Genomic DNA, 26,431 nt, shown 5'->3' with positions numbered 1-26,431 from the left:
CGGCGCTCACCGCCGGTCGTCCAGGGGAGCGCCGCCGGGCGCCCCCAGCCGGGTGGGGCCCCCGGGGGCCGGGTCCGGGACCACCCGGGTGCGGGAGAGCCGGTCCACGAAGGCGGGCCCGCCGGCGGCCTGCGCCATGAGCAGGAGGCCCAGGCCCAGGGTGATCGCCCAGCCGATGAAGGGCAGCGCGGCCGGCAGCAGCCACAGGTTTCGGCGCAGCGCCGCGCCCGGCGACGGCGGCGCCCCGCCGGGGCCGAGGATCCGCAGCCCCGCCATCCGCTTACCGGGGCTGCGGCCGTACCGCGCCTCGGCGGCCCACCGGTGCAGGAAGAACAGCAGCTGCGGCGCCGCGGTGAGCAGGAGCAGCCGGAGGCCCGGGGGCATCGGGCCGATCCCGTGGATCGCCGGCAGCAGCAGCGCGGTGGCCAGGATCGCGGCGACGCCGCCGGTGCCCAGATCCAGGACGAAGGCGCGGAGCCGGGCGCGCACCGGGGCGGGCCGCCCCGCCGGCGGTCCCCGGTGCGGGTTCGGCGGCCCGCTCATCGCCCACCCCATCCCGACGCCGGCCTACTCCTGGACCACCTGGGTGCCGGCGGCGCGGTCGTTGCGGGGCGCCCCGCCCCGGCCGATCCGGCGCAGGATCAGGATGCCCAGGATGAGGGTCACCAGCCAGCCGAGCATCGGGATCGCCGCGGGCAGCAGCCACAGGTTGCGGCGCAGCGCGGCGCGCATGCCCACGGCGGCATCCTCCCCGGGCCCGCGGACGACCCGCAGCCGCATCAGCCGCTTGGCGATGGTCTGCCCGCCGCTGGCCTCCAGCCCGGCCTTGTAGAGCAGCACCAGCGCCGTGGCGAGCAGCCGGCCGAGGCCGGGGAGGTCCACGTCCGCGCCGGCGAGGAAGAGGGAGAGCTCGATGGTCTTCGCGGTGATCGCGCCGAGGATCCCGGCGGCCGGGGCCACCAGCAGCAGGTCCATCAGCAGCGCGCCGAGGCGCAGTCCGGCGGCGGCCGGGATCGCGGCGGCGGTTCGGTTCTCGCCCATGGCCGGGCCCTTCCGGATGGTGGTCGATGAGGGTTGCCTACGATTATCTCCCCCGGCGGCGCCGGGCACCGCCCGGCGCACCCCCGGCCGGGTGGGCCGGGCGCGGGCCCCGGCTGAGCAGGGCACCGGGGAAGCTTCCTTCCCCTCGGGGGTGAGGGGGGTTAACATCCGGGCATGGACGATTGCACGCATCTCGTGTTCATGGGGGTGAGCGGCTGCGGCAAATCGACCGCCGCGGCGCTCGCCGCCGGCCGGCTCGGCCGGCCGCTGGCGGAGGCCGACGACTTCCACCCGGCCGCCAACATCGAGAAGATGGCCGCCGGCCGGCCCCTCGACGACGCCGACCGGGCGCCCTGGCTGGCCGCGCTGCGCGACCGGATGGCCGAGGTGGGCGCCCCCGGCGCGGTGGTGACCTGCTCGGCGCTCAAGCGCGCCTACCGGGACACCCTCCGGGAGGCGCCGGGCCGGGTCTTCTTCGTGCACCTGGCCGGCTCCCGGGAGCTCATCGGCGCCCGGCTGGCGGCGCGCACCGGGCATTTCATGCCCGCGGATCTGCTCGGCTCCCAGTACGCGGACCTGGAGCCGCTGGCCGCCGACGAGGACGGGGTCACCCTGGACGTGGCCGCCGCCCCGGGGGAGCTCGTCGACGCCGCGCTCGCCGCGGCCGGGCTGGCCGGGGGCGGGCGGTGATCGCCGCGGCGGCGCAGGCGCCGCTGACCACCGCCGGGCCCGCCCAGCTGGTCACCGCCGCCCTGATCGGGATCGCCGCGATCATCGTGCTCATCGTGTGGGTGCGGTTGCACCCCTTCCTCTCCCTGATGGTGGGCTCCGCGGTGCTCGCCCTGGCCGCCGGAATCGCCCCGGTCGACGCCTTCACCGCCTTCACCGCCGGGCTCGGGGACACCGTCGGCGGGGTCGGGGTGCTCATCGCCCTGGGCGCCATCATCGGCACCCTGCTGGTGAAATCCGGGGGCGCGGACGCGATCGTGGACGCCTTCCTGGCGCGCACCGGGGAGCGCGCCCTGCCCTGGGCGATGGCCGGGCTGGCCTTCGTGATCGGCATCCCGCTGTTCTTCGAGGTCGGCGTGGTGCTGCTCATCCCGGTGGTGATGCTGGTCGCCGCCCGGGTGCGCAAACCCGTGGTGCTGCTGGGCATCCCGGCGCTGGCGGGGCTGTCCGCCCTGCACGGGCTGGTGCCCCCGCACCCGGGGCCGCTCATCGCGATCGACGCCCTCGGCGCGGACCTGGGCCTCACCCTGGGCCTGGGCCTGCTGGTGAGCGTGCCGGTGGTGGTGATCGCCGGGCCGCTGTCCGCGAAGGTGATGGCCCGGTGGGTGCCGATCGGGGCCCCGGCGACCTTCACCGCCGGCGAGCCGATCCCCGCCGAGCGCCGGCCGGGGGTGGGCGTGGCCCTGTCCGTGGTGCTGCTGCCGGTGGCGCTGATGCTGGCGCGCACCATCGCGGAGACCACCGGCCTGGGTGGGCCGGCGGGCGCGGCCCTGGACATCCTGGGCACCCCCCTGGTGGCGCTGCTCATCACCACCTTCGTGGCGATGGCGGCGCTCGGCCTGCGCGATGGCCGGGATCTGGCGGCGGTGTCCGACCTGGTCGGCTCCTCCTTCGCCCCGGTGGCCGGGATCCTGCTCATCGTCGGCGCCGGCGGCGGGTTCAAGCAGACCCTGGTGGACTCCGGGGTGGCCGAGGTGGTCGCCTCCTGGATCGAGGGCGCCCCGCTGTCCCCGCTGGTCGCCGGCTGGCTGGTGGCGGTGGCGATCCGCCTGGCCACCGGGTCGGCGACGGTGGCCACGATCACCGCCGCGGGGATCATGGCGCCGATCGCGCCGGGGCTGGATCCGGCGCAGCAGGCGCTGCTGGTGCTGGCCATCGGCTGCGGCTCGGTGTTCCTCTCCCATGTCAACGACGCCGGGTTCTGGCTGGTCAAGGAGTACTTCGGGATGACCGTGCCGCAGACCTTCAAAACCTGGTCGCTGATGGAGACGATCCTGTCGGTGACCGGTCTGGTGGTGGTGCTGGCGGTGGGGCTGGTCGTCTGAGGCCGCCCGGATCCGCCCGCCGGGTACCCTGGGCCCGTGATCGATCTCAGATTCCTCCGCGACCACCCGGACATCGTGCGCGACTCCCAGCGCACCCGCGGCGAGGACCCGGCCCTGGTGGACCGGCTGCTCGCCGCCGACGCCGCCCGCCGCGAATCCATCGCGGCGGCGGACGCCCTGCGCGCCGAGCAGAAGTCCTTCGGCAAGGAGATCGGGGCGGCGGCGAAGGAGGACCGGCCGGCGATGATGGCCCGCGCCAAGGAGCTCTCCGAGCGGGTCAAGGCCGCCGAGGCGGCGCAGAAGGCCGCCGCCGCGGAGGTCGACGAGCTGCAGCTGCGGCTCGGCAACGTCGTCGAGGGCGCCCCCGCCGGCGGGGAGGAGGACTTCATCGTCCTGGAGCACGTGGGCGAGCCCCCCGAGTTCGACTTCGAGCCCAAGGACCATCTGGACCTCGGCGAATCCCTGGGGCTCATCGACATGGAGCGGGGGGCGAAGGTCTCCGGCTCCCGCTTCTACTTCCTCACCGGCGCCGGCGCCCTGCTGCAGCTGGGCCTGATGCAGCTGGCCGCGCAGAAGGCGGTCGCCGCCGGTTTCCGGCTGATGATCCCGCCGGTGCTGGTGCGCCCGGAGACGATGCGCGGCACCGGCTTCCTCGGCGCGCACGCCGACGAGATCTACTACCTGCAGGAGGATGACCTCTACCTGGTCGGCACCTCCGAGGTGGCCCTGGCCGGCTACCACGCCGATGAGATCATCGACCTCTCCGCCGGGCCGCGCCGCTACGCCGGCTGGTCCTCCTGCTTCCGCCGGGAGGCCGGCTCCTACGGCAAGGACACCCGCGGCATCCTGCGGGTGCACCAGTTCGACAAGCTGGAGATGTTCTCCTACTGCCTGCCGGAGCAGGCCGCCGAGGAGCACCGGCGGCTGCTGGACATGGAGCGGGAGATGCTCGCCGCGGTGGAGGTGCCCTACCGGATCATCGACGTCGCGGGCGGCGACCTGGGCTCCTCGGCGGCCCGGAAGTTCGACACCGAGGCCTGGGTGCCCAGCCAGGGCACCTACCGGGAGCTGACCTCCACCTCCAACTGCACCACCTTCCAGGCCCGCCGGCTGCGCACCCGGTACCGCGACGCCGAGGGCAAAACCCGGTTCGCGGCGACGCTGAACGGTACCCTCGCCACCACGCGGTGGCTCGTCGCCATCCTGGAGAACCATCAGCGCCCCGACGGCTCGGTGGTGGTGCCCGAGGCGCTGCGCCCCTTCGTCGGCCACGAGATCCTGGAGCCCGCCAAATGAGCAAGCGCCCCGTCCCCGCCGGATACCGCCGCGACCGCGGCTTCCTGGTCCCGGAGTCCTTCCGCCCGGCCCCGCCCACCGAGGAGGCCCGGGAGCCCTTCTACTCCTGGGTGATCCGCACCGCCCGGCGCTATATGCGCTTCCAGGGCCTGGAGATGACCGTGGACGGGGCGGAGCACTACCCCGTCGACTCCGGGGCCATGATCGTCGGCAACCACACCGGCTACTTCGACTTCGTGCACTTCGGCGTGCCCGCCTTCCTCAACGGGGGCCGGCTGGTGCGCTTCATGGCGAAGAAGGAGCTCTTCGAGCACCGGATCGCCGGGCCGATGATGCGCTGGCTGCACCATATCGAGGTGGACCGCTTCGCCGGCGCCGCCGCCCTCGATGAGGCGATCCGGCGGCTGAGGGCCGGGGCCCTGGTGGGCATCTTCCCGGAGGCGACCATCTCCCGCTCCTTCGAGATCAAGAGCTTCAAGACCGGCGCCGCCCGGATCGCCCGGGACGCGGAGGTGCCGCTGATCCCGGTGACCATCTTCGGCGGGCAGCGGCTGTGGGCCAAGGGCGGGGAGCGCAGGCTGGGCCGGTCGAAGATCCCGGTGTGGATCCGCGCCGGTGAGCCGATCCTGCCCGGCGAGGACGCCCAGGAGACCACCGACCGGCTGCATGCGGCGATGGTGGCGCAGCTCGCCCAGCTGCGCGAGGACTACATCGACCGCTACGGCCCCTTCCCCGAGGGGCTGCCCTGGATGCCCGCCGCGCTGGGCGGTTCCGCGCCCACCCTGGAGGAGGCCAACGCCATGGACGAGCGGGACCGGGAGGCCCGCCGCCGGGCCCATGAGGAGCGCAAGGCCCGCGAGGCGGAGCGGAACGGCGGGGGCAGTTGACCCTGGCCGCCACGCCGCCGCTGCTCGTCGCCAGCGACATCGACGGCACGCTGCTGGACTCCCGGGACCGGGTGCGGCCCCGGCTGCGCCGGGCGATCCTGCGGATGCTGCGCTCCGGGGTGCCCCTGGCGCTGGCCACCGGCCGGCCCGCCCGCTGGCTCACCCCGGTGCTGGACCAGCTGCCGGTGGCGCCGATGTGCGTCTGCGCCAACGGGGCGGTGATCTACGACGCGAAGGCGGACCGGGTGGTCGCCGACCACTCCATCGCCCCGGCGGTGCAGCGGGAGGTGGTGGACCGGGCCCGGGCGGCGATGGCCGCCGCGGGCGCCGGCGGGGTGGGCCTGGCCGCGGAACGCGCCGGGGTCAGCGCCGCGGACCCGATCGACGAGCTCTTCGTGGTCTCGCCCTCCTACAGCCACGCCTGGGAGTCCGCCGAGCACGGCATCCTCGCCGAGGATGAGCTGCTCGCCGCCCCGGCGACGAAGCTGCTGCTGTCCAATCCGGGGCTGGGCTCGGCGGAGCTGGCCCGGATCATCGCCCCGGCGATCCCGGAGGGGCTGGCGCACGTCACCTTCTCGGTGCCGGACGGGCTGGTGGAGGTCTCCGCCCCGGGGGTGACCAAGCGCAAGGGCCTGGAGGCGGTCGCCGCCCAGGTGGGGGCGGGCCCGGGGGACGTGGTGTGCTTCGGGGACATGCCCAATGACATCGAGATGCTGCGCTGGGCGGGGCTGGGGGTGGCCATGGGCAACGCCCGGCCGGAGGTGCGCGCCGCCGCCGACGAGGTCACCGCGGCCAATGACGATGACGGGGTGGCGCTGGTGCTGGAGCGCTGGTTCTGAGCCCGATCGGCCGGGGCGCGGCCGGATGGGGGAGGGGGCGCGCCGCGCCCGGGGCGCGCCCCGGGCGCGGCGGGTGCGCTAGTCCTCGTGGACGGCGATCTCGCCGGTGGCCTCGTCGAAGGTGATCGAGCCGTGCTGGAAGTCGACCCGCCAGAGGTCGCCGTCCTTGGCCTGCCGGCCCACCGGGGCGCCCAGCGGCCCGGTCTCGAAGCCGCGCGCCGCCCAGGCGTCGGCGATCTCGCCCCACAGCGCGTGGGTGCCGGTGGTCCGCGAGGAGGTGATGATCCCGTGGGAGAACTTCACGTAGCGCAGCGGGTCGGCGCGGCCGGCGTCATTGGCGACGGTGCCACCGGTCTGCACCCCGGACTCGGCGTCGCCGAGCACCCCGCCGAGGGTGGCGAGGACCTCGCGCCATTCGGCGGCGAAGTCGTTGTCCTCGTTCGCCTGCAGCACGATGTCCACCAGCACCGGGATGTCCGCGATGGTGGCCTGCGGGTCCTGCCCGCCGATCGCGGCGATGAGCTCGTCGGCGGTCTCGCCGATGCCCGGGGCGCCGAGCAGGCCGAGCACCGCGGCGAAGATGCTGTGCGAGCCCACCGAGCCGGGGTGGGCGTGCGCGCCCTCGTCCCCGGCGGCCGGGGGCTCCCCGGCCGCGCCGTCGGCGTCGCCGTCATCGGCCCCGGTGGAGCCGATCGCCTCGGCGATGGCGTCGGCGACCTCCCCGGCGGAGGGCCCGTCGCCGTCGCCGTCGCCGTCGACGATGAGCCCGGTGTCGCCCCCGGGGGCCTCGTTGTCCACGGCCCCGGACTGGATCCGGTCGTACTTGGCCTTGGCGATGGCCCGGATCTCGGCGAGTCGGGCGTAGGCGGAGTCGCCGGGGCAGGTGGTCTGCCCGGTGTCCCGGTGCCCGAAGACCCGGGGCAGGGTCACCGTGGTGCCCCGCGGGTAGCGGGCGTAGGAGCTGCCCCCGGAGGTCAGCTGGGTGGTGCCGGTGGGGTCGGCGTCCTCCAGGGAGAGCCGCCAGCCGAGCATGTTGCCCACCGCGGTGATGCTGGCCTGGGTGGGCGCCACCGACTCGTAGTTGCCGAGGATGGAGATCGCCCAGGTGTCCTTGTTGAAGCCGCCGGAGTGGGCGCCCTGCACGGCCTTGTCCAGGCCGCCGTAGCGGCCCTCGTAGATGTTGCCGTACTTGTCCACCAGGGCGTTGTAGCCGATGTCGCACCAGCCGCGGGTGACCGCGTGGTACTGGTAGATGCCGCGCACGATGCCCGCGGCCTGCGCCTCGGTGTAGTTGTTGGAGCCCGCGGTGTGGTGCACCGTGGTGCCCTTGACCTGCTCGTTGATCGTCGGCGAGCCGCAGCGGATGGACTCGTTGGCGCCCCAGCCGGAGCGGGTGATGACCTGCGGCATGCCGGTGACGTTGGTGGCGTCCACGATCGGCGCGATGCCCTCGTTCGCCCCGGCGTCGCCGTCGATGAGCACCGCGTTGACGTCCAGGCTGTCGGCCTCGTCGGCCACCGGGCGGATGTCCGCCCACTGCGCGGGGGTGTCCGGGGCGGCCGGGGCGGCCGGCGCCCCGGGGCCGGCGGGGGCCTCGCCGGCGGAGCCGACCGCGGTCTCCGCGGCGGCGCGGGCCTGCTCCACCGCGGCCTCCGCGGCGTCGACGGCGCGGCCGGCGGCATCGCGGAAGATGTCCAGGCCGTGGGTGGAGATCTGCACCGCCCGGGTGGGCTCGATGTAGAGCAGCTCGGTGCCCTGGATCTCGTCGGCGGCGGTGTCGGAGGGGTTGTCCGCGTCGGTGTCGTACCACTGCGACCAGGTGCCGTCGGGGCGCTCGGCGCGCACGAACACGGCCACGTCCGGGTCGCCGTACCAGGTCAGCGCGAACATGGAGAACTCCTCGGCGCGGCGGATCTCCTTGACCACGCCGCGGTCCGGGTGCAGCCCGTCGGCCAGCGACTGGGTGGCGATCGCGGCGTCGTCGACGGTGACGTTGATCGCCTCGGCGATCGGCACCGTGACCACGGAGGCGTCGATGGGGCCGGTGCCCTCCTGCTGGGTGAGCGTGATCGGGGCCCCGCCGCCGAGGGCGACCAGGGGGGCCGCGGCGAGCGCGGCGACCGCGCCGAGGATCAGGCTGCGGCGGCCGTTGGCGGAGGCGCGGATGCGTCGTCGGAGTGCCAAGGTTCTCAAGTCTCCCGGATGTCGAGGGCGGGTGCTCCTGTTATATATGAGCAATCAGGGACGGATGTTACCAGTGTTGCGGGATGAGTCCAATGATATTGGTGGTGTTTCACCGGCCCCGCCTCGGCGGGCCGCCCCGCCCGGGGCCGCCCGGGCCATTAGGGTGACCGTCGTGACTGAGGACAACGCCCCCGCCCATGCCCCCGCCCCCGCCGGCCGCTACGACCTGATCGTCGTCGGCTCCGGCTTCTTCGGCCTCACCATCGCCGAACGCGCCGCCGCCGGGCTCGGCAAGCGCGTGCTCGTGGTGGAGCGCCGCGGCCACCTCGGCGGCAACGCCTACTCCGAGCCCGAGCCGGAGACCGGGATCGAGGTGCACAAGTACGGCGCGCACCTGTTCCACACCTCCAACCGCAAGGTGTGGGACTACGTCAACCGCTTCACCGACTTCACCGGCTACCAGCACCGGGTCTTCGCCATGCACGACGGGCAGGCCTACCAGTTCCCGATGGGCCTGGGCCTCATCGCCCAGTTCTTCGGCCGCTACTACTCCCCGGACGAGGCCCGCGCCCTCATCGCCGAGCAGGCCGGCGAAATCGCCGTCGAGGACGCCGCCAACCTCGAGGAGAAGGCGATCGCGCTCATCGGCCGGCCCCTCTACGAGGCCTTCATCCGCGACTACACCGCCAAGCAGTGGCAGACCGACCCGCGCAACCTGCCCGCCGGCAACATCACCCGGCTGCCGGTGCGCTACGACTTCGACAACCGCTACTTCACCGACGACTTCGAGGGCCTGCCCGTCGACGGCTACGCCGCGTGGCTGGCCAACATGGCCGATCACGAGCTCATCGACGTGGTGCTGGACACCGACTGGTTCGAGGTCCGCGAGGAGCTGCGCGCGGCCAACCCGGGGGCGCCGGTGGTGTACACCGGGCCGCTGGACCGCTACTTCGACTACGCCGAGGGCCGGCTGGGCTGGCGCACCCTCGACTTCGAGACCGAGGTGCTCGACACCGGCGACTTCCAGGGCACCCCGGTGATGAACTACAACGACGCCGACGTGCCGTGGACCCGGATCCACGAGTTCCGGCACTTCCACCCGGAGCGGCGCTCCTACCCGCGGGACAAGACCGTGATCATGCGCGAGTTCTCCCGCTTCGCCGGGCCCGGCGACGAGCCCTACTACCCGATCAACACCCCGGAGGACCGGGCGATGCTCGCCCGCTACCGGGAGCGCGCCGCCGCCGAGGCCCGGGACAACGGGGTGCTCTTCGGCGGCCGGCTGGGCACCTACCAGTACCTGGACATGCACATGGCCATCGCCTCGGCGCTGACCATGCACGAGAACCTGCTCACCCCGCACTTCACCGAGGGCAGGCCGCTGCGCCAGGATCGCGGCCACTAGGATCCGGGGAGGACCCACGACGATGGAAGGCGGCCGCATGGCAGTCGAACCCGAAGCCAGCCCCGCCGGCGAGACCCGGCTGCAGCGGATCCTGCTGCCCGCACCGGGGGAGCCGGCCGACGTGCGCTCGCTCTACCTGCTCGAACCCGAGCCCGGCCGCGGCCGGGTGCGGGCGACCTCCCGGACCTCCGCAGTGCTGCCGGAGGGCGCCGAGGTGGGCTTCGAGACCTACTTCAACGCCTTCCCGGCGAGCTACTGGCGGCGCTGGACCCCGCTGCGCTCGGTGCTGCTGCGCCTGGAGCTCAGCGGCACCGCCCGGGTGGACCTGTACCGCTCCAAGACCGACGGGGCCCGGATCGCGGTCACCGGCCGGGTGGTCGGCGACGGGGTCACCGAGATCGAGGTGCCCCTCGACGCCTTCGAGGACGGCGGCTGGATCTGGTTCGACCTCACCTGCGACACCGAGGTGACCCTGCACGCCGCGGCCTGGCACGCCCCGGCCCCGCCGGGGCCGCAGCGGCACCCCGACGGCAGCCTGCGGCCGGCCCCGCCGGCCCGGGTCACCGTGGGCATCCCCACCTTCAACCGGCCCGCGGACGCGGTCGCCGCGCTGGCCGCGCTGTCCTCCGACCCGGAGGTCGACGCGGTGATCGACGCGGTGCTGATGCCCGACCAGGGCGACCGGCACCCCGCCGATGAACCGGACTGGCCGGAGGTCGCCGGCCGCTTCGGGGATCGGCTGCGGGTGCTGCCCCAGGGCAACCTGGGCGGCTCCGGCGGCTACTCCCGGATCATGTACGAGGCCCTCGGCGGGCCCGACTCGGATCCGGCGCGGGCCACCGGCAGCCCCTACATCCTGTACATGGACGACGACATCGCCATCGAGCCGGACTCGGTGCTGCGCGCCCTGGCGGTGGCCCGCTACGCCGGCGCCCCGATGCTCGTCGGCGGGCAGATGCTCAACCTGCAGGAGCGCTCCCACCTGCACTCCATGGGCGAGGTCGTCGACCGCGGCGAGTTCATGTGGACCTCCGCCCCGCATGTGCACTACGACCACGACTTCCACGCGCACCCGCTGCGCGACCGCGGGCGCCACGGGCGCAACCCCGCCGGGGAGGAGATCGACTCCCGGGACCTGCACCGGCGCATCGACGTGGACTACAACGGCTGGTGGATGTGCCTCATCCCCCGGGTCGTCGCCGAGGGGATCGGTCAGCCGCTGCCGCTGTTCATCAAATGGGACGACGCCGAATACGGGCTGCGCGCCGCCGCGGCCGGCTACCCCACCGCCACCTGGCCCGGGATCGCGATCTGGCATATGGCCTGGTCCGACAAGGACGACGCGATCGACTGGCAGGCCTACTTCCACCTGCGCAACCGGCTCATCGTCGCCGCCCTGCACCATGACGGCGACACCCGCGGGCTGCTGCGCTCGATGCGCCGGGCCACCGCCAAGCACCTGCTCTGCCTGGAGTACTCCACGGTGGCGGTGCAGAACGAGGCGATGCGCGACTTCCTCGCCGGGCCGGAGCGGCTCTTCGGCATCCTGGAGTCCGCGCTGCCGAAGGTCGCCGCGATCCGCCGCGGCTACCCGGACGCCCGGGTGCTGCCCACCGCCGCGGAGCTGCCCGCGCCGAGCGGGATCCCCGGGGTGCCGGTGCGCGACATCGGCGGCCGGCTGGCCCCGGTGAAGAAGGCCGGTTGGCTGGCCCGGGGCCTGGTGCACAGCCTGCGCCGGCACGACCCCGCCCACCACGAGACCCCGCAGGCCAATCTCACCCCCCTGGAGGCGCGCTGGTTCTCCCTGTCCCGCCTGGACGGGGCGACGGTGACCACCGCGGACGGCCGCGGCGTGGTCTACCGGCAACGCGACCGGGCCACCGCCGCGGAACTGGGCCGGGAGGCGCTGCGCCTGCAGCGCGAGGTCGCCGAGCGCTTCGACGAGCTGCGCGGGCGCTACCGGGCCGCGCACGGGCGGCTGAGCTCGCGGAGGGGGTGGGCCGATGTCTTCGGCGATTGAGGGCGATCCCCTCGGCGAGACCGAGCTGCTGCTCGCCGTGCAGCGGGCGCTGCTGCCGGTGCCGGGGGTGCTGCCCGCCGCGCGGGCGATGAGCCTCTTCGGCGAGCACGCCGCCGGCTGGCTGGCCCTGGCCGGGATCGGCGGGGCCGTGGACCGCCGGCGCCGCGGGCAATGGGCGCGGCTGGGCGCCGCGGCCTTCACCGCGCACGCCGCCTCGGTGGTGATCAAGCGCGTGGTGCGCCGGCCGCGGCCGCATGACCCGCGGGTGCGGATCGGGGTGGGCACGCCCAGTTCGCTGAGCTTCCCCTCCTCGCACGCGACCTCCACCACCGCCGCCCTGGTCATGCTGGCGGGGATCGCCGGCAGCCGGGCGCCCCTGGCCGGGGTGCCCGCGATCATGGCCTCCCGGCTGGTGCTGGGGGTGCACTACCCCGGCGACGTCACCGCCGGGGCGGCCCTGGGCTGGGCCACGGCCGCGGCCATCCGGAACCGAGGAGGAGAACCCGAGTGAGCATCCCCGATCGCGCCGAGCCCCCGCGGCTCGGCTCCGAGCCGCACACCTACGGCATCGACGAGCCCACCAACCCGCAGGGGCATCCCCCGCGCACCCTCGCCGACGCGATGGTCAAGGCGCTGCGGCCCAAGCAGTGGACGAAGAACGCCCTGGTGGTGGCCGCCCCCCTGGCCGCCGGCACCGAGGCGCTCACCGACGGGCGCACCCTCGCCGACGTCGGCATCGCCTTCGCGGTGTTCTGCATGGCGGCGTCCTCCATCTACCTGGTCAACGACGCCCGGGACGTGGAGGCCGACCGGGCGCACCCCACCAAGCGGTTCCGGCCGATCGCGGCCGGGGTGCTGCCGGTGGGCCTGGCCTACGCCATGGCCCTCGGCCTCATCGCCGCGGCGGTGGGGCTGAGCTTCCTCGCCTCCTCCGGGCACGGCCTGGCGGTGGTGGTGGCGGCGTACATCGCCCTGCAGCTGGGCTACTGCTTCGGCTGGAAGCACCAGCCGGTGATCGACATCGCCCTGGTCAGCTCCGGGTTCATGCTGCGCGCGATGGCCGGCGGCGTCGCCGCGGACATCTCCCTGTCCCAGTGGTTCCTGCTGGTCGCCGCCTTCGGCTCGCTGTTCATGGCCGCCGGGAAACGCTATGCGGAGCTGCTCCTGGCCAAGCGCACCAACCGGGAGATCCGGCGCAGCCTGGACGGGTACACGCCCACCTACCTGCGCTTCGTGTGGACCCTGTCCGCCACCGCGGTGGTGGTCTCCTACGCGCTGTGGGGCTTCGAGATGGGCGCGGCCGCCGGCGGCGCGGAGACCCTCTGGTACCAGATCTCGATGGTGCCCTTCACCGTGGCGATCCTGCGCTACGCCGCGGACGTGGACCGCGGCGACGCGGGCAGCCCGGACGAGATCGCGCTGCGCGACCGGCCGCTGCAGGCCCTGGCCCTGCTGTGGGTGGCCACCATCGTCATGGCCGTGTACGTGGCGCCCGGGCTGGGCGGCTGACGCCCCCGGTCGCGATGGGTTTGCCGGTTCGACTAACGCTTTTGGTGACGATTCGGTAACGTAGCCCCGAGCACGGCCGATTACACCCATCGACGGCCCGATGAGCACGGCCGGTCCGCCGTCCCAGCATGAGGAGAAACATGAGCATCACCCACGCCGCCCGCGGCTGGCGCACCCGGGTCCTCGCGGCCCTCGTCGCCGTCGCCGCGGTCTTCGGCACGCTGCAGCTCGGCGTCGACGAGGCCGGGGCCTCGCCGAACCGGGCGAACCTGCGCCCCGGCTGCAGCTTCGACATCTACAAGCACTGGGTGCAGATCTGCCAGGTCTGGTCCCCGTCGATGGACACGCACATCCCGGTGCAGATCGTGCCCTCCCGGGACGGCGGCAACAAGGCCCTCTACCTCCTCGACGGGCTGCGCGGCCCGGAGGGCTACTCGGAGTGGGTGTGGGAGGGCCACGCCCCGAACACCTTCGAGAACTCCAACCTCAACCTGGTGATGCCCGGCGGCGGCACCGCCTCCTTCTACACCGACTGGAACCGCCCCTCGATCAACGCCGCGGGCCGGCAGTTCAACTACCAGTTCGAGACCTTCCTGACCCGGGAGCTGCCGGACTACCTGGCCCGGCACTTCGGGATCTCCACCACCGGCAACTCCATCGGCGGGCTGTCCATGGGCGCCTCCGCGGCGCTGTCCCTGGCCTACAACCACCCGGACAAGTTCGCCCAGGCGCTGGGCTTCTCCGGCTACCTGCACACCACCGCGCCGGGCATGTCCGCGGCGATCGCCGCGGCCCAGCTCGACGCCGGCGGGTACAACTCGCTGGACATGTGGGGCCTGCCGATGTCCCCGGAGCGGGTCCGCAACGATCCCTTCCTCAACATCGACAAGCTGAAGAACGTCGGCGACGTCTACCTCAGCTCCGCCTCCGGGCTGCCGATGAACCTGACCCAGCCGGACATCCTGTACACCCTGCCGGATCAGGCGATCGGGATCGGCCTGGAGGCGCTGTCCCGGGCCTCCACCCTGGAGTTCGAGAACGCCGCCCGGGCCGCGGGCCTGGATCTCACGGTGAACTACACCCCGGACGGGATCCACTCCTGGCAGCTCTGGGACCGGGATCTGGCCCAGGTCAAGGAGCGCGTGCTGAACTTCCAGAACGCGTGGTGACGGCGGGCTAGACGGACCAGCGCGCGGGCGGCCGGGGAATCCTCCCCCGGCCGCCCTTCGCGATCGACGGGACCGTCGAAAAACCCTAAACTTTAGGTCGAGCCTTAAATCGCTGGCGCGCCTGCGCGGGATCCACGCGGGCGGCCGGTAGACAGGAAGAGGACACGCGACGCGACGTCGGCCTCCCGGGGGAGGGGAACCCCCGGGCGCCCCGCGGCGACCCCGCACGACCGAACGCAAAGGAACGCCACCCGATGACCGACACCGCCCCCCGCCGCCGGCTGCGCGCCGCCGCGGCGGCGCTTCCCCTCATCCTGGCGCCGCTCACCGCCCCCGGCGCCGCCGCCGCCCCCGGCGGCTCGGCGATGTGGACCCCCGCCCCCGCCGAGACGGCCGCCCCCGCGCCGATCCGGGAGACCGACCAGGATCTCGCCGGACTGCCCGCCGGGGTCCGGGTGGCCAAGGTGCAGTGGCTCACCGAACGGCACGTGAAGCTGCTCATCGACTCCGCGGCGATGCCCGGCGCCCCGGTGGCCGTGGAGCTGCTGCTGCCCCGCGACTTCCACCGGGACCGGGGGCGCACCTTCCCCGTGGTCTGGCACCTGGACGGGATGCGCGCCCGGGAGGACTACTCCGGGTGGACCCTGGAGACCACCATCGACCGCTTCTACGGGGACAAGAACGTGCTCGTGGTGCTGCCCGTGGGCGGGGAGGCCTCCTTCTACTCCGACTGGGACGCCCCCGAGGGCGAGCGGCACTACAAGTGGGAGACCTTCCTCGTCGAGGAGCTGATCCCGGTGCTGCGCGAGGGCTGGCGGGCCGGGGAGGAGCGGGCCGTGGTGGGCCTGTCCATGGGCGGCACCGCCGCGGTGAACCTCGCCGAGCACCACCCGGGCCTGTTCGACTTCGTGGGCAGCTTCTCCGGCTACCTGGACACCACCAGCCCCGGCATGCCCCGGGCGATCGCCGCGGCGATGCGCGAGGCCGGCGACCACGACGCGGCCAAGATGTGGGGCCCGCCCGGGTCCAAGCGCTGGCGGGAGCACGACCCGAAGCTCGGCGTGGCGAGGCTCAAGGGCACCACCGTGTACGTCTCCGCCGGCAACGGCAACACCGGCCAGTGGGACGAGCCCGGCGAGGTCGCCCCGAACATGCCCGCGAACACCGCCGGCTGGGGCCTGGAGCTGCTCTCCCGGATGACCAGCGAGACCTTCGTGCAGGCCGCCCGCCGCGCCGAGGTGCCGGTCGAGGTCAGCTTCCGCGAATCCGGCACCCACTCCTGGCCCTACTGGCAGTTCGAGACCACCCAGGCCTGGCCGCATCTGGCCGATGCGCTGCGCCTGCCCGAGGGCGACCGCGGGGTGACCTGCGCCGTGGGCGGGGCGATCGCGGCGAAGATCGCCGAACTCGACGGGGTCGGCGACTGCCTCTCCGACGAGTACCCGGTCGGCGACGGCGGGGTGGCCCAGGACTTCGCCAACGGCCGGGCCTACTACCACCCGGACACCGGGGCGAACGTGCTCTGGGGCCGGATCGGCGCCCGCTACGCCGAAATCGGCGGCCCGGACTCCCCGCTGGGCTTCCCCACCACCTCCGAGCGCGCCACCCCGGACGGGGCGGGCCGCTATGTGCACTTCACCGGCGGCTCCATCTACTGGACCCCGGAGACCGGCGCCCATGTCGTCGGCGCGGACTTCGCCAACGCCTGGGGCGACTCCGGCTGGGAGGCCGGACCGCTGGGCTACCCGGTCGGCGAGCGCCGGGAGGTCGCCGGCGGCGCCGCCCAGGACTTCCAGCGCGGGATGCTCACCCGCGCCGGTGAGGGCGAGGTGCGCCTGGTCGCCGGGGCCATCGCGGAACGCTACCGCGAATCCGGCGGCCCCGACGGGGAGCTGGGCCACCCCGCCGGCGGCGCGGAGCCGCTGCGCGACGGCGGCGCCCTGCAGCGCTTCGAGCACGGGATCATCTACCACCACCCGGAGCACGGGGCGCATATCGTGCCCGCCGGGGACATCTTCGACCACTGGGGCGACACCGGCTGGGAGAACGGCCCCTTCGGCTATCCCGTGGGCGAGCAGCGCCGGATCCCGGCCGGGGGCCTGGAGCAGGAGTTCGCCGGGGGCTGGATCCGCCAGCTCAACGGCCGGATCGAGGAGGAGCGCCGATGAGGGCCGCCCGATTCGCCGCCGCCGCGGCCGCCGCGGCGCTGGCCCTGGCCGGCTGCGGGGACGCCACCGTGGACTCCGCCGACGTGACCTCCACCACGGCGAGCCCGAGCACCACCACCACCGGCGAGGCCGGGGGGCGGGAGGACGGCGCGCGGCGCACCGCGAGCTCCACCCCGGTGGCCCCGGAGGGCCGGGCGGAGCGCCGGATCACCGATCCGGCGGCCACCCGCGCCGCGGACGCCCCGGATCACCGGATGCCGCTGACCCCGGCGGACGAGGACTTCCTCGCCGCCCTCGACGAGGCCGGGATCGACGTCACCGGCACCGAGGACCAGCTGATCGCCGCCGGGCACGCGCACTGCGGCGGCGCCGACGCCGATGCCGCGATCGTGGCGGCGGTGGCCGGCCAGCTGGTCGCCCAGGGCCGCGTCGACGGCGAGGCCGGGGACGTCGCCGGGGAGATTGCGGCCGCCGCCGACGAGGCGTACTGCTGATCGCCATGCGCCGCGTCCTCACCCTGCTCGCCGTCCTCGTCCTCGTCGCCGCCATCGGCGTGGGCGCGCTCAACCACTTCGCGCAGCGCCCCGGCCCCGGCCCCGGGCCCGACCCGCGCCCGGCGCCCGGCAACCCGCCGGGCTGCGTCGCCGCGGAGGTGCTCGCCGCCCCGGGCACCTGGGAATCCCGCGCCGACGATGACCCGCTGGCGCCGAGCGCGAACCCGAATTCGCTGCTGCTGACCATTACCGGCCCGCTGCGCGAGGCCTACCCGGCGGAGCGGGTGGGCGTGTGGACGCTGCCCTACCCGGCGCAGTTCCGCAACATCAACGCCCTGCAGGAGATGACCTACGACGACTCCCAGGCCGCGGGCCGGGCCCGGCTGGAGGAGGAGTTGCGCGCCACCCACGAGGCCTGCCCGGCCACCGACTTCATCCTCGTGGGCTTCTCCCAGGGGGCGGTGATCGCCGGCGACGTCGCCGCCGCGATCGGCGCCGGGGCGGGCCCGGTGCCCGCCGAGCGGGTCGCCGGGGTGGCGCTCATCGCCGACGGCCGCCGCGACCCGGCGCAGTCGGCGACGGTGTCCGTCCCGGTCGCCGGGGTGGGCCTGGAGCTCGCCCTGGCGCCGCTGAACGCCGCGGTGCAGCCGATCGTGCCCGGGGCCACCATGCGCGGGCCCCGGCCCGGCGGCTTCGGGGAGCTCACCGACCGGGTCGCCCAGATCTGCGCCCCGGCGGACGTGGTTTGCGATGCGCCGCCGGCGATCGGCGACGCCCTGGCCCGGGCCCGGGACTACGCCGGGGGCAACGCGGTGCACGCCGCGTACGCCACGAACCCGGAGGTGTTCCCGGACGCCACCACCCCGGAGTGGGTGATCGGCTGGGCGCGCGGGCTCATCGACGCGGCCCTGGCGCGCTGAGCGCCCCGCAACCGCCGATGGTTCGGAAACGAAAGTAGATTCCGGTACCGTGGCGGGGAATCCCCACCGAACCCGAGACCCCCGGAGGAACCCATGGACCTGCACGCGGCGATGAGCCAGTTCATCAAGGAGGACGGCTCCTTCGAGTTCCCGCCCACGATGTCCATCCCGAACCTCGCCGAGATGGTCTTCCAGCTCGCCTCCATCACCGGCGACGTCGACGCCGTGCAGCTGGACTACCTCGACTTCGCCGCGGACCGCGCCGGGGAGGTGCGCTCCTTCACCCGCGCCGAGGTGAACCGCCGGATCAAGGCCGTCGCCGCCCGGCTGCAGCAGGTCGCCGACCCCGGGGAGCGGGTGGCGCTGCTCATGGGCAACAGCCCCGAGTACCTCTTCGGCTTCCTCGGCGCCCAGTACGCCAACCTGGTCTCGATGCCGCTCTACGACCCCGCCGAACCCGGCCACGGGGATCATCTGCGCGCCGTGCTCGCCGACGCCCGGCCCACCCTGGTGCTCACCAACCGCCGCTCCGCGCCCGCGGTGCGCGGCCTGTTCCGGGAGCTGCCGCAGGCCGAGCGGCCCCGGGTGATCACCGTCGACGCGCTGCCGGACAGCCTCGCCGAGGACTGGATCTCCGGGGAGGCCGACCCCCGCTACGCGGCGAAACTCGACGACGAGGTCTTCCTGCTGTTCACCTCCGGGTCCTCGCGCACCCCGGAGGGGGTGCGCATCGCCAGCGGCTCGGTGCTCGCCAACGTCTTCCAGATCTTCGCCGCCGCGGATCTGCAGACCCCGATGCGCCTGGTCACCTGGCTGCCGCTGCACCACAACATGGGCATCGTGCTCGGCGCCTTCGTCACCGCCCTGGGCCTGCCCTTCTCCCTGATGACCCCCCGGGACTTCATCCAGCACCCGGACCGCTGGGTGGGGCAGCTGTCCAAGCGCAACGAGGAGGAGCACGTCTACACCGTGATCCCCAACTTCGCCCTGGAGCTGGCCAACCGGCACGCGGTGCCGGGGCCGGACTCGGACCTGGACCTCTCCCGGGTCGCCGGGCTGGTGGTCGGCTCCGAGCCGGTCACCGAGAAGGCCACCCGCGAGTTCATCGCCAACTTCGGCCCCTTCGGGCTGCCGGAGAACGTGATCCGGCCCTCCTACGGGCTCACCGAGGCGACCCTGCTGGTGTCCACCCCGCAGCGGGAGACCCGCCCCCGGTTCACCTGGGTGGACCGGGACTCCCTCAACGCCGGCCGGCCCGAGGTGGTCGCCCCCGGCGCCCCGGAGGCGGTGGCGCTGACCTCGGTGGGCGAATCCGTCGGCGGGCAGCAGGTGGTGGCCGTGGACCCGGAGACCCGGGTCGAGGTCCCCGACGGGGTGATCGGGGAGCTGTGGGTGCACGGGCCCAACATCCCGCTGGGCTACCTCACCGACGCGGAGGCCTCCGCCCGGGTCTTCGGCAACCGCCTGGCCGGCACCCTCGACGAGGGCTCCCGGGCCGCCGGGGCGCCCGCCGACGCCGACTGGATGGCCACCGGGGATCTCGCGGTCTTCCTCGAGGACGAGATCCACATCACCGGCCGGATCAAGGACCTCATCATCGTCGCCGGGCGCAACCACTACCCGCAGGACATCGAGTACACCGCGGAGCGGGCCACCGACCAGGTCCGGCCCGCGGTGGTCGCCGCCTTCGCCATCGACCCCGGCGCCGACGGGGTGGAGCGGCTGGTGGTCATCGCCGAACGCGACCCGAACCGGGATCCGGCCGGCGACGCCGAGGCGATCGGCGCGATCCGGGCGGCGGTCACCGCCGCGCACGGCATCACCCCGGCGGATGTGCGCATCGTGGGCGTGGGGGAGATCCCCAGGTCGGCGGCCGGTAAGATTGCCCGTCGGGTCACCCGCGGGGCATACCTCGACGGGCGATTCGACTAGAGCAGGGCCCCGGCGCGGGGCGCGGAAAGGGGCGAAGGCCACATGGGAGACGCAACGGGGCACGCGATCACGGTCGCCTGGATGCGGGACTGGCTGCGCGACTGGGTGGTCGCCGCCACCGGGCTGACCCGCGCCGAGGTCACCCCGGAGCGGCCCATGGAGGACTTCGGGCTGTCCTCCCGGGACGTGGTGCTGCTCTCCGGGGAACTGGAGGACCTGCTCGGCATCCGGCTCGACGCCACCGTCGCCTACGAGTACCCCACCATCGACGCCCTGGCGGTGCGCCTGGTCGAGGGCGATCACGACAACCCCGACGAGGCCGCCTACGACGCCTACCTCTCCGGGGTGGACGCCGCCCGGAGCCGCCGGATGCGCGATACGGAGCTCACCGACATGGACGTCGCCGTGGTGGGCCTGTCCGCCCGCTTCCCCGGCGCCCCGGACGCGGCGTCGATGTGGGAGCTGCTCATCGCCGGCCGCTCCGCCACCGGGGAGCCCCCCGCGGACCGGTGGGCGGAGTACTCCGCCGACGCCGGGGTCACCGCCGCGCTGCGGGAACTGGACCTGCGCGGCGGCTACCTGGAGGACATCGCCTCCTTCGACGCGGAGTTCTTCGGGCTCTCCCCGCTGGAGGCGCAGAACATGGACCCGCAGCAGCGGATCCTGCTGGAGCTGGCCTGGGAGGCCCTGGAGGACGCCCGGATCCCGGCCTCGGGCCTGCGCGGGGAGCGGGTCGGGGTGTACGTGGGCTCCACGAACAACGACTACGCGATGCTCGTCGCCGCCGACCCCAAGGCCTTCCACCCCTACGCGCTCACCGGCGGGGCCTCCTCCATCATCGCCAACCGGGTGTCCTACGCCTTCGACTTCCGGGGCCCCTCGGTGCAGGTGGACACCGCCTGCTCCTCCTCCCTGGTGGCCATCCACCAGGCGGTGCGGGGGCTGCGCGACGGGGACGCGGACCTGGCCCTGGCCGGCGGGGTGAACATCCTCGCCGCCCCGCACGCCTCCCTGGCCTTCGGCCGGCTCGGCGTGTTCAGCGCCACCGGGGACATCCACGCCTTCTCCGAGGACGCCACCGGCATGATCCGCGCCGACGGCGCCGGGCTGGTGGTGCTCAAGCGCCTGGAGGACGCCCGCGCCGACGGCGATGAGGTGCTCGCCGTGATCCGGGGCAGCGCGGTCAACTCCGACGGCCGCTCCAACGGGCTCACCGCCCCCAACCCGGACGCCCAGGTCGACGTGCTGCACCGCGCCTACGCCGACGCCGGGATCGACCCCCGGGAGGTCGACTACGTCGAGGCGCACGGCACCGGCACCATCCTCGGCGACCCGATCGAGGCCGGCGCCCTGGGCACCGTGCTGGGCCGGGGCCGGCCCGCCGACCGGCCCACCCTGCTCGGCAGCGCGAAGACGAACTTCGGGCACACCGAGGCCGCCGCCGGGATCGCCGGGGTGATCAAGGTGATCCTGGCGATGCGCCATGACGTGCTGCCGCCCTCGCTGCACTACGCCGGACCGAACCCGTACATCGACTTCGACGCCGGCCGCCTGGAGGTCGTGGAGGACCCCCGGGAATGGCCGGAGTACTCCGGGCGCAAGGTCGCCGGGGTCTCCGGATTCGGCTTCGGCGGCACCAACGCCCACGTGGTGCTCACCGACGCGCCCCCGGCCCCGCCGGCCGAGCCGGCCGGCCCCGCCCCGGTGGAGCCGGGCGCGGCGGGGCTGCCCGCCCTGCTGCCGATCACCGGGCTGCTGCCCTCCCGGCGCCGGGCCGCCGCCGCCGATGTCGCGGACTGGCTGGCGGACCATCCGGGGGCGGGCGTGGCGGAGGTGGCGCGCACCCTGGCCACCCGCTCCCGGGGCCGCTCCGCGGCGGTGATCGCCGCCGCGGACCGGGAGCAGGCGCTGGCCGGGCTGCGCCGGGTCGCCGAGGGCGCCGCCGGGCCCGGCGTGGTCGCCGCGGACGCCCCCCAGGCCCAGGGCCCGGTGTGGGTGTTCAGCGGCTTCGGCTCCCAGCACCGCCGGATGGGCCGCGACCTCGCCGAGCTCTCCCCGGTGTTCCGGGCCACCCTGGAGGCCCTGGAGCCGGTCGTCGCCCACGAGGTGGGCTGGTCGCTGACCGGGCTCATCGCCGACGAGGAGCGCGATTTCGACCTCGAGTCCGCGCAGATCGCGATCACCGCGATCCAGATCGGCCAGGTGGACCTGATGCGCGCCCTGGGCGCCCGGCCCGCCGCGGTGGTGGGCATGTCCATGGGCGAGATCGCCGCCGCCTACGCCGCCGGGGGGCTCAGCGCCGCCGAGGCGATGCGGGTGGCCTGCGCCCGCTCCCGGCTGATGGGCGAGGGCGAGGCCCGCGCCGCCGCGGACCCGGACACCGCCGGGGCGATGGCCATGGTGGGGCTCAGCGTGGACCAGCTCGACGAGCTGCTCGCCGCGCACCCCGAATTCGCCGGGGTGGAGCCGGCGGTCTACGCCGCGCCGACGATGACCACCGTCGGCGGGCCCCGGCCGGCGGTGACCGCGCTGTGCGAGCACCTCGTCGCGCGGGAGGTCACGGCCCGGCCGCTCAACGTGCGCGGCGCCGGGCACACCGCCGCCCTGGACCCGATCCTCGGCGAACTGCACTACGAATGCTCCGATCTGGCGCCCCGGCCGATCGCGGTGCCCCTGTTCAGCTCCGTGGACCGCGGGGTGACCCGGCAGCCCGGGGACATCGTGCACGATGCGGACTACTTCACCCGCTGCACCCGCAACCCGGTGTGGTTCTCCGATGCGGTGGCCCGGGCGATCGCCGCCGGCTACGCCACCTTCGTGGAGTTCGCCCCGCACCCGGTGGCGCTGACGCCGGTGCTCGGCACCGCCGCCGCCGCGGGCGCCCCCGATGTGGCGCTGGCGCACCTGGCCAAGCGCAAGGAACCCGCCGGGGCCTCCCTCGCCGCCGCCGCGGCGACCCTGTTCGCCCACGGCCACGACATCGATCTGGCGGCCCTGGCGGGGCCGGGGCCGCGCGCGGAGCTGCCCGGCATCCGGTGGCGCCGGCAGCGCTACTGGACCACCGCCCGGCCCGCCTCCGCCGCCCGCGGCGGGCTGCCCGGCTCCCGCACCGTGCTGCCGGACGGCCGGCTGGCCTACGCCACCCTCGCCGAGGCCGCGCCCAGCGTGCACGTGCTGCTCGACGCGGTGCTCGCCGACGCGGTGCCCGGCGCCCGGATCGGCGCCGTGGCGGAGACCGCCCCGCTGCCCGCGGACGGGGAGCTGACCACCCTGGTCACCCGGCACCCCGGGGGCGCGGCGCTGTCCGTGCACGCCGTCGACGGCGACGCCACCCGCCCCCTGGCCGAGGCCGGGGCGATCCTCGGCGAGGCCCCCGCGCCGGCCCCGGCCCCGGCGGCGCCGGCGATGCCCGCGGAGCCCGCGATCCCCGCGGCGGTGGAGTCCGACCCGGTCGGCTGGGACCCCGACTCCGGGGTGAGCGTCGCCGACCACCTGCGCACCATCGTCGGCGAGGCGATGGGCTACGCCGTCGACGATCTGCCCCTGGAGCTGCCGCTCATCGACCTGGGCCTGGACTCGCTGATGGGCATGCGGATCAAGAACCGGGTGGAGCACGACTTCCGGATCCCGCCGCTTAAGGTGCAGACCCTGCGCGATGCCGCGGTGCGCGACGTGATCGAGCTGGTGGAGCGCCTCGTCGCCGAGGGCGGCGCCGAGGACGGGGACCGGGCCGGGGCCGCGGACGCGGCGCCGGCGGCCGCCGGGGCGGGCCTGGAGGTGCCGCCCCGCGATGACGCCGAGCGCCTGGTCTTCGGCACCTGGGCGGTGGTCTTCGGCGCCACCGCCGGCGGGGTGCTCACCGAGCTGCCGGAGCTCGACGCCGAGGCGCGGGACCGGCTCGCCGGCCGGCTGGCCGAACGCGTCGGCGCCGAGGTGGACCCGGCGGCGCTGGCCGGCTGCGCCACCATCGCCGACATCGCGGATCTGCTCCGCGCCGATCTCGACGGGGAGGTCGACGGGGTGATCCGGGTGCTGCGGGAGCGCCCCGCCGGCTCGGACCGCCCCGCGGTGTTCCTCTTCCACGCCGCCGGCGGCACCACCGCCGTCTACCGGCCCCTGGTGCGCCGGCTGCCCGCCGACGTGCCCGTCTACGGGGTGGAGCGGGTCGAGGGCGGCCTCGCCGAGCGGGTCGCCGGCTACCTGCCCGAGATCGAGCGGTACGCCGCCGGCCACCGGATCGTGCTCGGCGGCTGGAGCTTCGGCGGGATCCTCGCCTACGAGGCCGCCCACCAGCTCGCCGCCAAGGGGATCTCCCCGGAGTTCATCGCCCTGCTCGACGTGGTGCAGCCGGCGGAGCCGGCCCCCGACACCGCCGAGGAGATGCACGCCCGCTGGGACCGCTACGCCGATTTCGCCAGGCGCACCTACGGCCTGGAGTTCGAGGTGCCCCATGAGCTGCTCGCCGAGCGCGGCGAGGACGCGATGCTGGAGCTGCTCGGCGGGCTGCTCGCCGGCGGGGAGGCCGGGCCCGGCCTGGCCGGGGGCGTGCTGGAGCACCAGCGGGCCAGTTTCGTGGACAACCGGATCCTCGCCGCGGTGGACTTCCGGGACTGGGCGGACGTGCACGCGCGCACCGTGCTCTTCCGCGCGGAGCGGATGCACGACGGGGCCGTGGAGCTGGAGCCGCGGTACGCGCGGATTGCCGAGGACGGCGGCTGGTCGGCTATCGTCGATGATTTGGAGATCGTGCACCTGCGCGGGGACCACCTCGCGGTGGTGGACGAACCGGAGATTGCGAAGGTCGGCGAGAAGCTCCGCGAGATGCTGGACGACGTCGGCTAGGGCCGGACCAGCCCCGGCGCGCAGCGGACAACCCACCCGAGGAAACTGGCGGACGATTACGTGAGCACCCACACCACGGCCGAGAAACTCGCCGATCTGCGGCGCCGACTCGAGATGGCGCAGGACCCCGGCAGCGAGCGCGCCAAGGCGCGCCGCGACGCCGAGGGCCTGACCACCCCCCGGTCCCGGATCGCCCGCCTGGTGGACGAGGGCTCCTTCGTGGAGCTCGGCGCGCTGGGCCGCACCCCCGGGGAGGCCGACGCCCCCTACGGCGACGGGGTGGTCACCGGCACCGCCCGGATCGGGGGCCGCCCGGTGGCGGTCTACGCCCACGACAAGACCGTCTACGGCGGCTCCGTGGGCGTCACCTTCGGCAAGAAGGTGTGCGCCCTGATGGACCTGGCCACCCGGGTGGGCTGCCCCGTGATCGGGATCCAGGACTCCGGCGGCGCCCGGATCCAGGACGCGGTGACCTCCCTGGCCATGTACTCCGAGATCGCCCGCCGGCAGGTGCCGCTGTCCGGGCGCTCCCCCCAGATCTCGGTGATGCTCGGCAAATGCGCCGGCGGGGCGGTCTACGCCCCGGTGACCACCGACTTCGTGATCGCGGTGCGGGATCGGGCGGAGATGTTCATCACCGGCCCGGAGGTGATCCGCTCGGTGACCGGGGAGGCGGTGTCCACCGCGGAGCTCGGCGGGGCGGAGCAGCAGGCCCGCAACGGCAACGTCTCCTACGTCGCCGCCGACGAGGCGGAGGCCTTCGACTACGTCAAGGACCTCCTCGACCGGCTGCCGAACACGGTGCACGAGCCGCTCGCCCCGTACCGGGCCCCCGACGAGGCGGAGACCGACCGGGACCGGGAGCTGGAGACCATCATCCCGGACGACCCCAACGCCGGCTACGACATCATGGAGGTGCTCACCCGCATCTTCGACGACGCCGACTTCCTGGAGGTGCAGCCCGACTACGCGCCCAACCTGGTCACCGGCTTCGCCCGGGTCGACGGGCGCACCGTGGGGGTGCTCGCCAACCAGCCGATGCACCTGGCCGGCTGCCTGGACGCGGAATGCTCCGACAAGGGCGCCCGGTTCACCCAGATCTGCGACGCCTACGACATCCCCCTGGTCTACGTGGTGGACACCCCCGGCTACCTGCCCGGGGTGCAGCAGGAGCGCGCCGGGATCATCCACCGCGGGGCGAAGCTGGGCTTCGCCCTGGCCTGGGCGAGCGTGCCCAAGGTGACCGTGATCGTGCGCAAGGCCTTCGGCGGGGCGTATGCGGTGATGGGCTCGAAGAACCTCGGCGCGGACCTCAACTTCGCCTGGCCCACCGCCCAGATCGCGGTGATGGGCGGGGAGGCCGCCGCGGTGATGCTGCAGGGCAAGCAGCTCGCCCAGCTGCCCCCGGAGCAGCAGCCCGCGGCCAAGCAGCGCTTCGTGGACTTCTACAACGAGAACATGACCAGCCCCTACGTCGCCGCCGAACGCGGCTACATCGACGCCATGATCGAGCCCCGGCAGACCCGGGTGCAGCTGCGCCGGGCGCTGGCGCAGCTGCGCGGCAAGGACCTGCCCGCCGAGGAGAAGAAGCACGTCATCTTCCCGCTGTAGCCCGCCGATCGGGGGTGATCCGGCGCCTGCGGCGGCCCCGGGATCGTAATGTTCGCCTCA

General features: G+C 74.4%; 19 protein-coding genes. 16 read left to right on the top strand and 3 right to left on the bottom strand.

Annotated features, from left to right (window positions below; translation table 11 throughout):
* Window positions 1-6 precede the first annotated feature (6 nt).
* Window positions 7-543, bottom strand: coding sequence for an RDD family protein (locus tag CSPHI_RS11410; protein WP_075693412.1), 537 nt, complete (start codon window positions 541-543; stop codon window positions 7-9).
* 24 nt (window positions 544-567) lie between these two features.
* Window positions 568-1,041: an RDD family protein gene (locus CSPHI_RS11405; RefSeq protein WP_075693410.1), complete on the bottom strand. Its 474-nt coding sequence runs from the start codon at window positions 1,039-1,041 to the stop codon at window positions 568-570.
* Between the two features lie 174 nt (window positions 1,042-1,215).
* Here CSPHI_RS11405 and CSPHI_RS11400 point away from each other — a divergent pair, with 174 nt between their 5' ends.
* The 5 genes from CSPHI_RS11400 to CSPHI_RS11380 are packed head-to-tail and all read left to right on the top strand — an operon-like array spanning window position 1,216 to window position 6,117.
* Window positions 1,216-1,731 (top strand): gluconokinase, encoded by a 516-nt coding sequence (locus tag CSPHI_RS11400; protein ID WP_075693408.1) that lies wholly within the window; start codon window positions 1,216-1,218, stop codon window positions 1,729-1,731.
* The gene (locus CSPHI_RS11395) at window positions 1,728-3,095 is read left to right on the top strand and encodes a GntT/GntP/DsdX family permease (RefSeq protein WP_075693406.1); all 1,368 of its coding nucleotides are present in this window, start codon (window positions 1,728-1,730) and stop codon (window positions 3,093-3,095) included. Before CSPHI_RS11400 ends, CSPHI_RS11395 begins: the two co-directional genes overlap by 4 nt.
* A gap of 36 nt (window positions 3,096-3,131) precedes the next feature.
* On the top strand, window positions 3,132-4,391 hold the full coding sequence (gene serS, locus CSPHI_RS11390; protein WP_075693405.1) for a serine--tRNA ligase: 1,260 nt from the start codon (window positions 3,132-3,134) through the stop codon (window positions 4,389-4,391).
* On the top strand, window positions 4,388-5,278 hold the full coding sequence (locus CSPHI_RS11385) for a lysophospholipid acyltransferase family protein (protein WP_075693403.1): 891 nt from the start codon (window positions 4,388-4,390) through the stop codon (window positions 5,276-5,278). Before serS ends, CSPHI_RS11385 begins: the two co-directional genes overlap by 4 nt.
* Window positions 5,275-6,117, top strand: coding sequence for an HAD family hydrolase (locus CSPHI_RS11380; RefSeq protein WP_245803315.1), 843 nt, complete (start codon window positions 5,275-5,277; stop codon window positions 6,115-6,117). The genes CSPHI_RS11385 and CSPHI_RS11380 overlap by 4 nt, the downstream gene beginning before the upstream one ends.
* Before the next feature lie 78 nt (window positions 6,118-6,195).
* On the opposite strand, the gene CSPHI_RS11375 is transcribed toward CSPHI_RS11380, so the two are convergent.
* On the bottom strand, window positions 6,196-8,301 hold the full coding sequence (locus CSPHI_RS11375; protein WP_075693401.1) for an N-acetylmuramoyl-L-alanine amidase: 2,106 nt from the start codon (window positions 8,299-8,301) through the stop codon (window positions 6,196-6,198).
* Window positions 8,302-8,473: 172 nt separating this feature from the next.
* On the opposite strand from CSPHI_RS11375, the gene glf reads away from it, so the two are divergent.
* The 11 genes from glf to CSPHI_RS11320 all read left to right on the top strand — a co-directional run bounded on the left by glf (window position 8,474) and on the right by CSPHI_RS11320 (window position 26,371).
* Window positions 8,474-9,706, top strand: a complete 1,233-nt coding sequence (glf, locus tag CSPHI_RS11370) for a UDP-galactopyranose mutase (RefSeq protein ID WP_075693400.1) — start codon at window positions 8,474-8,476, stop codon at window positions 9,704-9,706.
* Between the two features lie 37 nt (window positions 9,707-9,743).
* Window positions 9,744-11,726, top strand: a complete 1,983-nt coding sequence (locus CSPHI_RS11365; RefSeq protein ID WP_075693398.1) for a glycosyltransferase — start codon at window positions 9,744-9,746, stop codon at window positions 11,724-11,726.
* Window positions 11,710-12,237, top strand: coding sequence for a phosphatase PAP2 family protein (locus CSPHI_RS11360; protein WP_075693396.1), 528 nt, complete (start codon window positions 11,710-11,712; stop codon window positions 12,235-12,237). The genes CSPHI_RS11365 and CSPHI_RS11360 overlap by 17 nt, the downstream gene beginning before the upstream one ends.
* Entirely contained in the window at window positions 12,234-13,235 is a 1,002-nt protein-coding gene (locus tag CSPHI_RS11355) for a decaprenyl-phosphate phosphoribosyltransferase (RefSeq protein WP_425429725.1), read from the top strand. Before CSPHI_RS11360 ends, CSPHI_RS11355 begins: the two co-directional genes overlap by 4 nt.
* Before the next feature lie 140 nt (window positions 13,236-13,375).
* A complete protein-coding gene (locus CSPHI_RS11350) occupies window positions 13,376-14,404 on the top strand; it encodes an alpha/beta hydrolase (RefSeq protein WP_075693394.1) in 1,029 nt (342 codons plus the stop codon).
* 254 nt (window positions 14,405-14,658) lie between these two features.
* Window positions 14,659-16,572 carry an alpha/beta hydrolase-fold protein gene (locus CSPHI_RS11345; protein WP_075693392.1) on the top strand — a complete coding sequence of 638 codons (1,914 nt, stop codon included), beginning with the start codon at window positions 14,659-14,661 and terminating at the stop codon, window positions 16,570-16,572.
* On the top strand, window positions 16,569-17,066 hold the full coding sequence (locus CSPHI_RS11340) for a DUF732 domain-containing protein (RefSeq protein ID WP_075693390.1): 498 nt from the start codon (window positions 16,569-16,571) through the stop codon (window positions 17,064-17,066). Before CSPHI_RS11345 ends, CSPHI_RS11340 begins: the two co-directional genes overlap by 4 nt.
* 5 nt (window positions 17,067-17,071) lie before the next feature.
* Window positions 17,072-17,986, top strand: coding sequence for a cutinase family protein (locus CSPHI_RS11335; protein ID WP_075693388.1), 915 nt, complete (start codon window positions 17,072-17,074; stop codon window positions 17,984-17,986).
* A gap of 93 nt (window positions 17,987-18,079) precedes the next feature.
* On the top strand, window positions 18,080-19,918 hold the full coding sequence (locus CSPHI_RS11330; RefSeq protein WP_075693386.1) for a FadD32-like long-chain-fatty-acid--AMP ligase: 1,839 nt from the start codon (window positions 18,080-18,082) through the stop codon (window positions 19,916-19,918).
* Between the two features lie 42 nt (window positions 19,919-19,960).
* Window positions 19,961-24,760 carry a polyketide synthase Pks13 gene (pks13, locus tag CSPHI_RS11325; protein WP_075693384.1) on the top strand — a complete coding sequence of 1,600 codons (4,800 nt, stop codon included), beginning with the start codon at window positions 19,961-19,963 and terminating at the stop codon, window positions 24,758-24,760.
* A 114-nt stretch (window positions 24,761-24,874) separates the two neighbouring features.
* Entirely contained in the window at window positions 24,875-26,371 is a 1,497-nt protein-coding gene (locus CSPHI_RS11320) for an acyl-CoA carboxylase subunit beta (protein ID WP_084210494.1), read from the top strand.
* Window positions 26,372-26,431 lie beyond the last annotated feature (60 nt).

Origin of the sequence: Corynebacterium sphenisci DSM 44792 (assembly GCF_001941505.1) — a bacterium.
Classification (GTDB): Bacteria; Actinomycetota; Actinomycetes; order Mycobacteriales; family Mycobacteriaceae; genus Corynebacterium; species Corynebacterium sphenisci.
This window is presented reverse-complemented; position numbering and strand designations above follow the sequence as displayed.

Excerpts from the sequence above, each read along its gene's own strand:
- CSPHI_RS11345 (WP_075693392.1), top strand. The coding sequence starts at position 14,659 with ATGACCGACACCGCCCCCCGCCGCCGGCTGCGCGCCGCCGCGGCGGCG.
- CSPHI_RS11360 (WP_075693396.1), top strand. The coding sequence starts at position 11,710 with ATGTCTTCGGCGATTGAGGGCGATCCCCTCGGCGAGACCGAGCTGCTG.
- pks13 (WP_075693384.1), top strand. The coding sequence starts at position 19,961 with ATGGGAGACGCAACGGGGCACGCGATCACGGTCGCCTGGATGCGGGAC.
- CSPHI_RS11330 (WP_075693386.1), top strand. The coding sequence starts at position 18,080 with ATGGACCTGCACGCGGCGATGAGCCAGTTCATCAAGGAGGACGGCTCC.
- CSPHI_RS11385 (WP_075693403.1), top strand. The coding sequence starts at position 4,388 with ATGAGCAAGCGCCCCGTCCCCGCCGGATACCGCCGCGACCGCGGCTTC.
- CSPHI_RS11335 (WP_075693388.1), top strand. The coding sequence starts at position 17,072 with ATGCGCCGCGTCCTCACCCTGCTCGCCGTCCTCGTCCTCGTCGCCGCC.
- CSPHI_RS11340 (WP_075693390.1), top strand. The coding sequence starts at position 16,569 with ATGAGGGCCGCCCGATTCGCCGCCGCCGCGGCCGCCGCGGCGCTGGCC.
- CSPHI_RS11350 (WP_075693394.1), top strand. The coding sequence starts at position 13,376 with ATGAGCATCACCCACGCCGCCCGCGGCTGGCGCACCCGGGTCCTCGCG.
- CSPHI_RS11365 (WP_075693398.1), top strand. The coding sequence starts at position 9,744 with ATGGCAGTCGAACCCGAAGCCAGCCCCGCCGGCGAGACCCGGCTGCAG.
- CSPHI_RS11410 (WP_075693412.1), bottom strand. The coding sequence starts at position 543 with ATGAGCGGGCCGCCGAACCCGCACCGGGGACCGCCGGCGGGGCGGCCC.
- CSPHI_RS11400 (WP_075693408.1), top strand. The coding sequence starts at position 1,216 with ATGGACGATTGCACGCATCTCGTGTTCATGGGGGTGAGCGGCTGCGGC.
- CSPHI_RS11320 (WP_084210494.1), top strand. The coding sequence starts at position 24,875 with ATGGCGCAGGACCCCGGCAGCGAGCGCGCCAAGGCGCGCCGCGACGCC.
- CSPHI_RS11405 (WP_075693410.1), bottom strand. The coding sequence starts at position 1,041 with ATGGGCGAGAACCGAACCGCCGCCGCGATCCCGGCCGCCGCCGGACTG.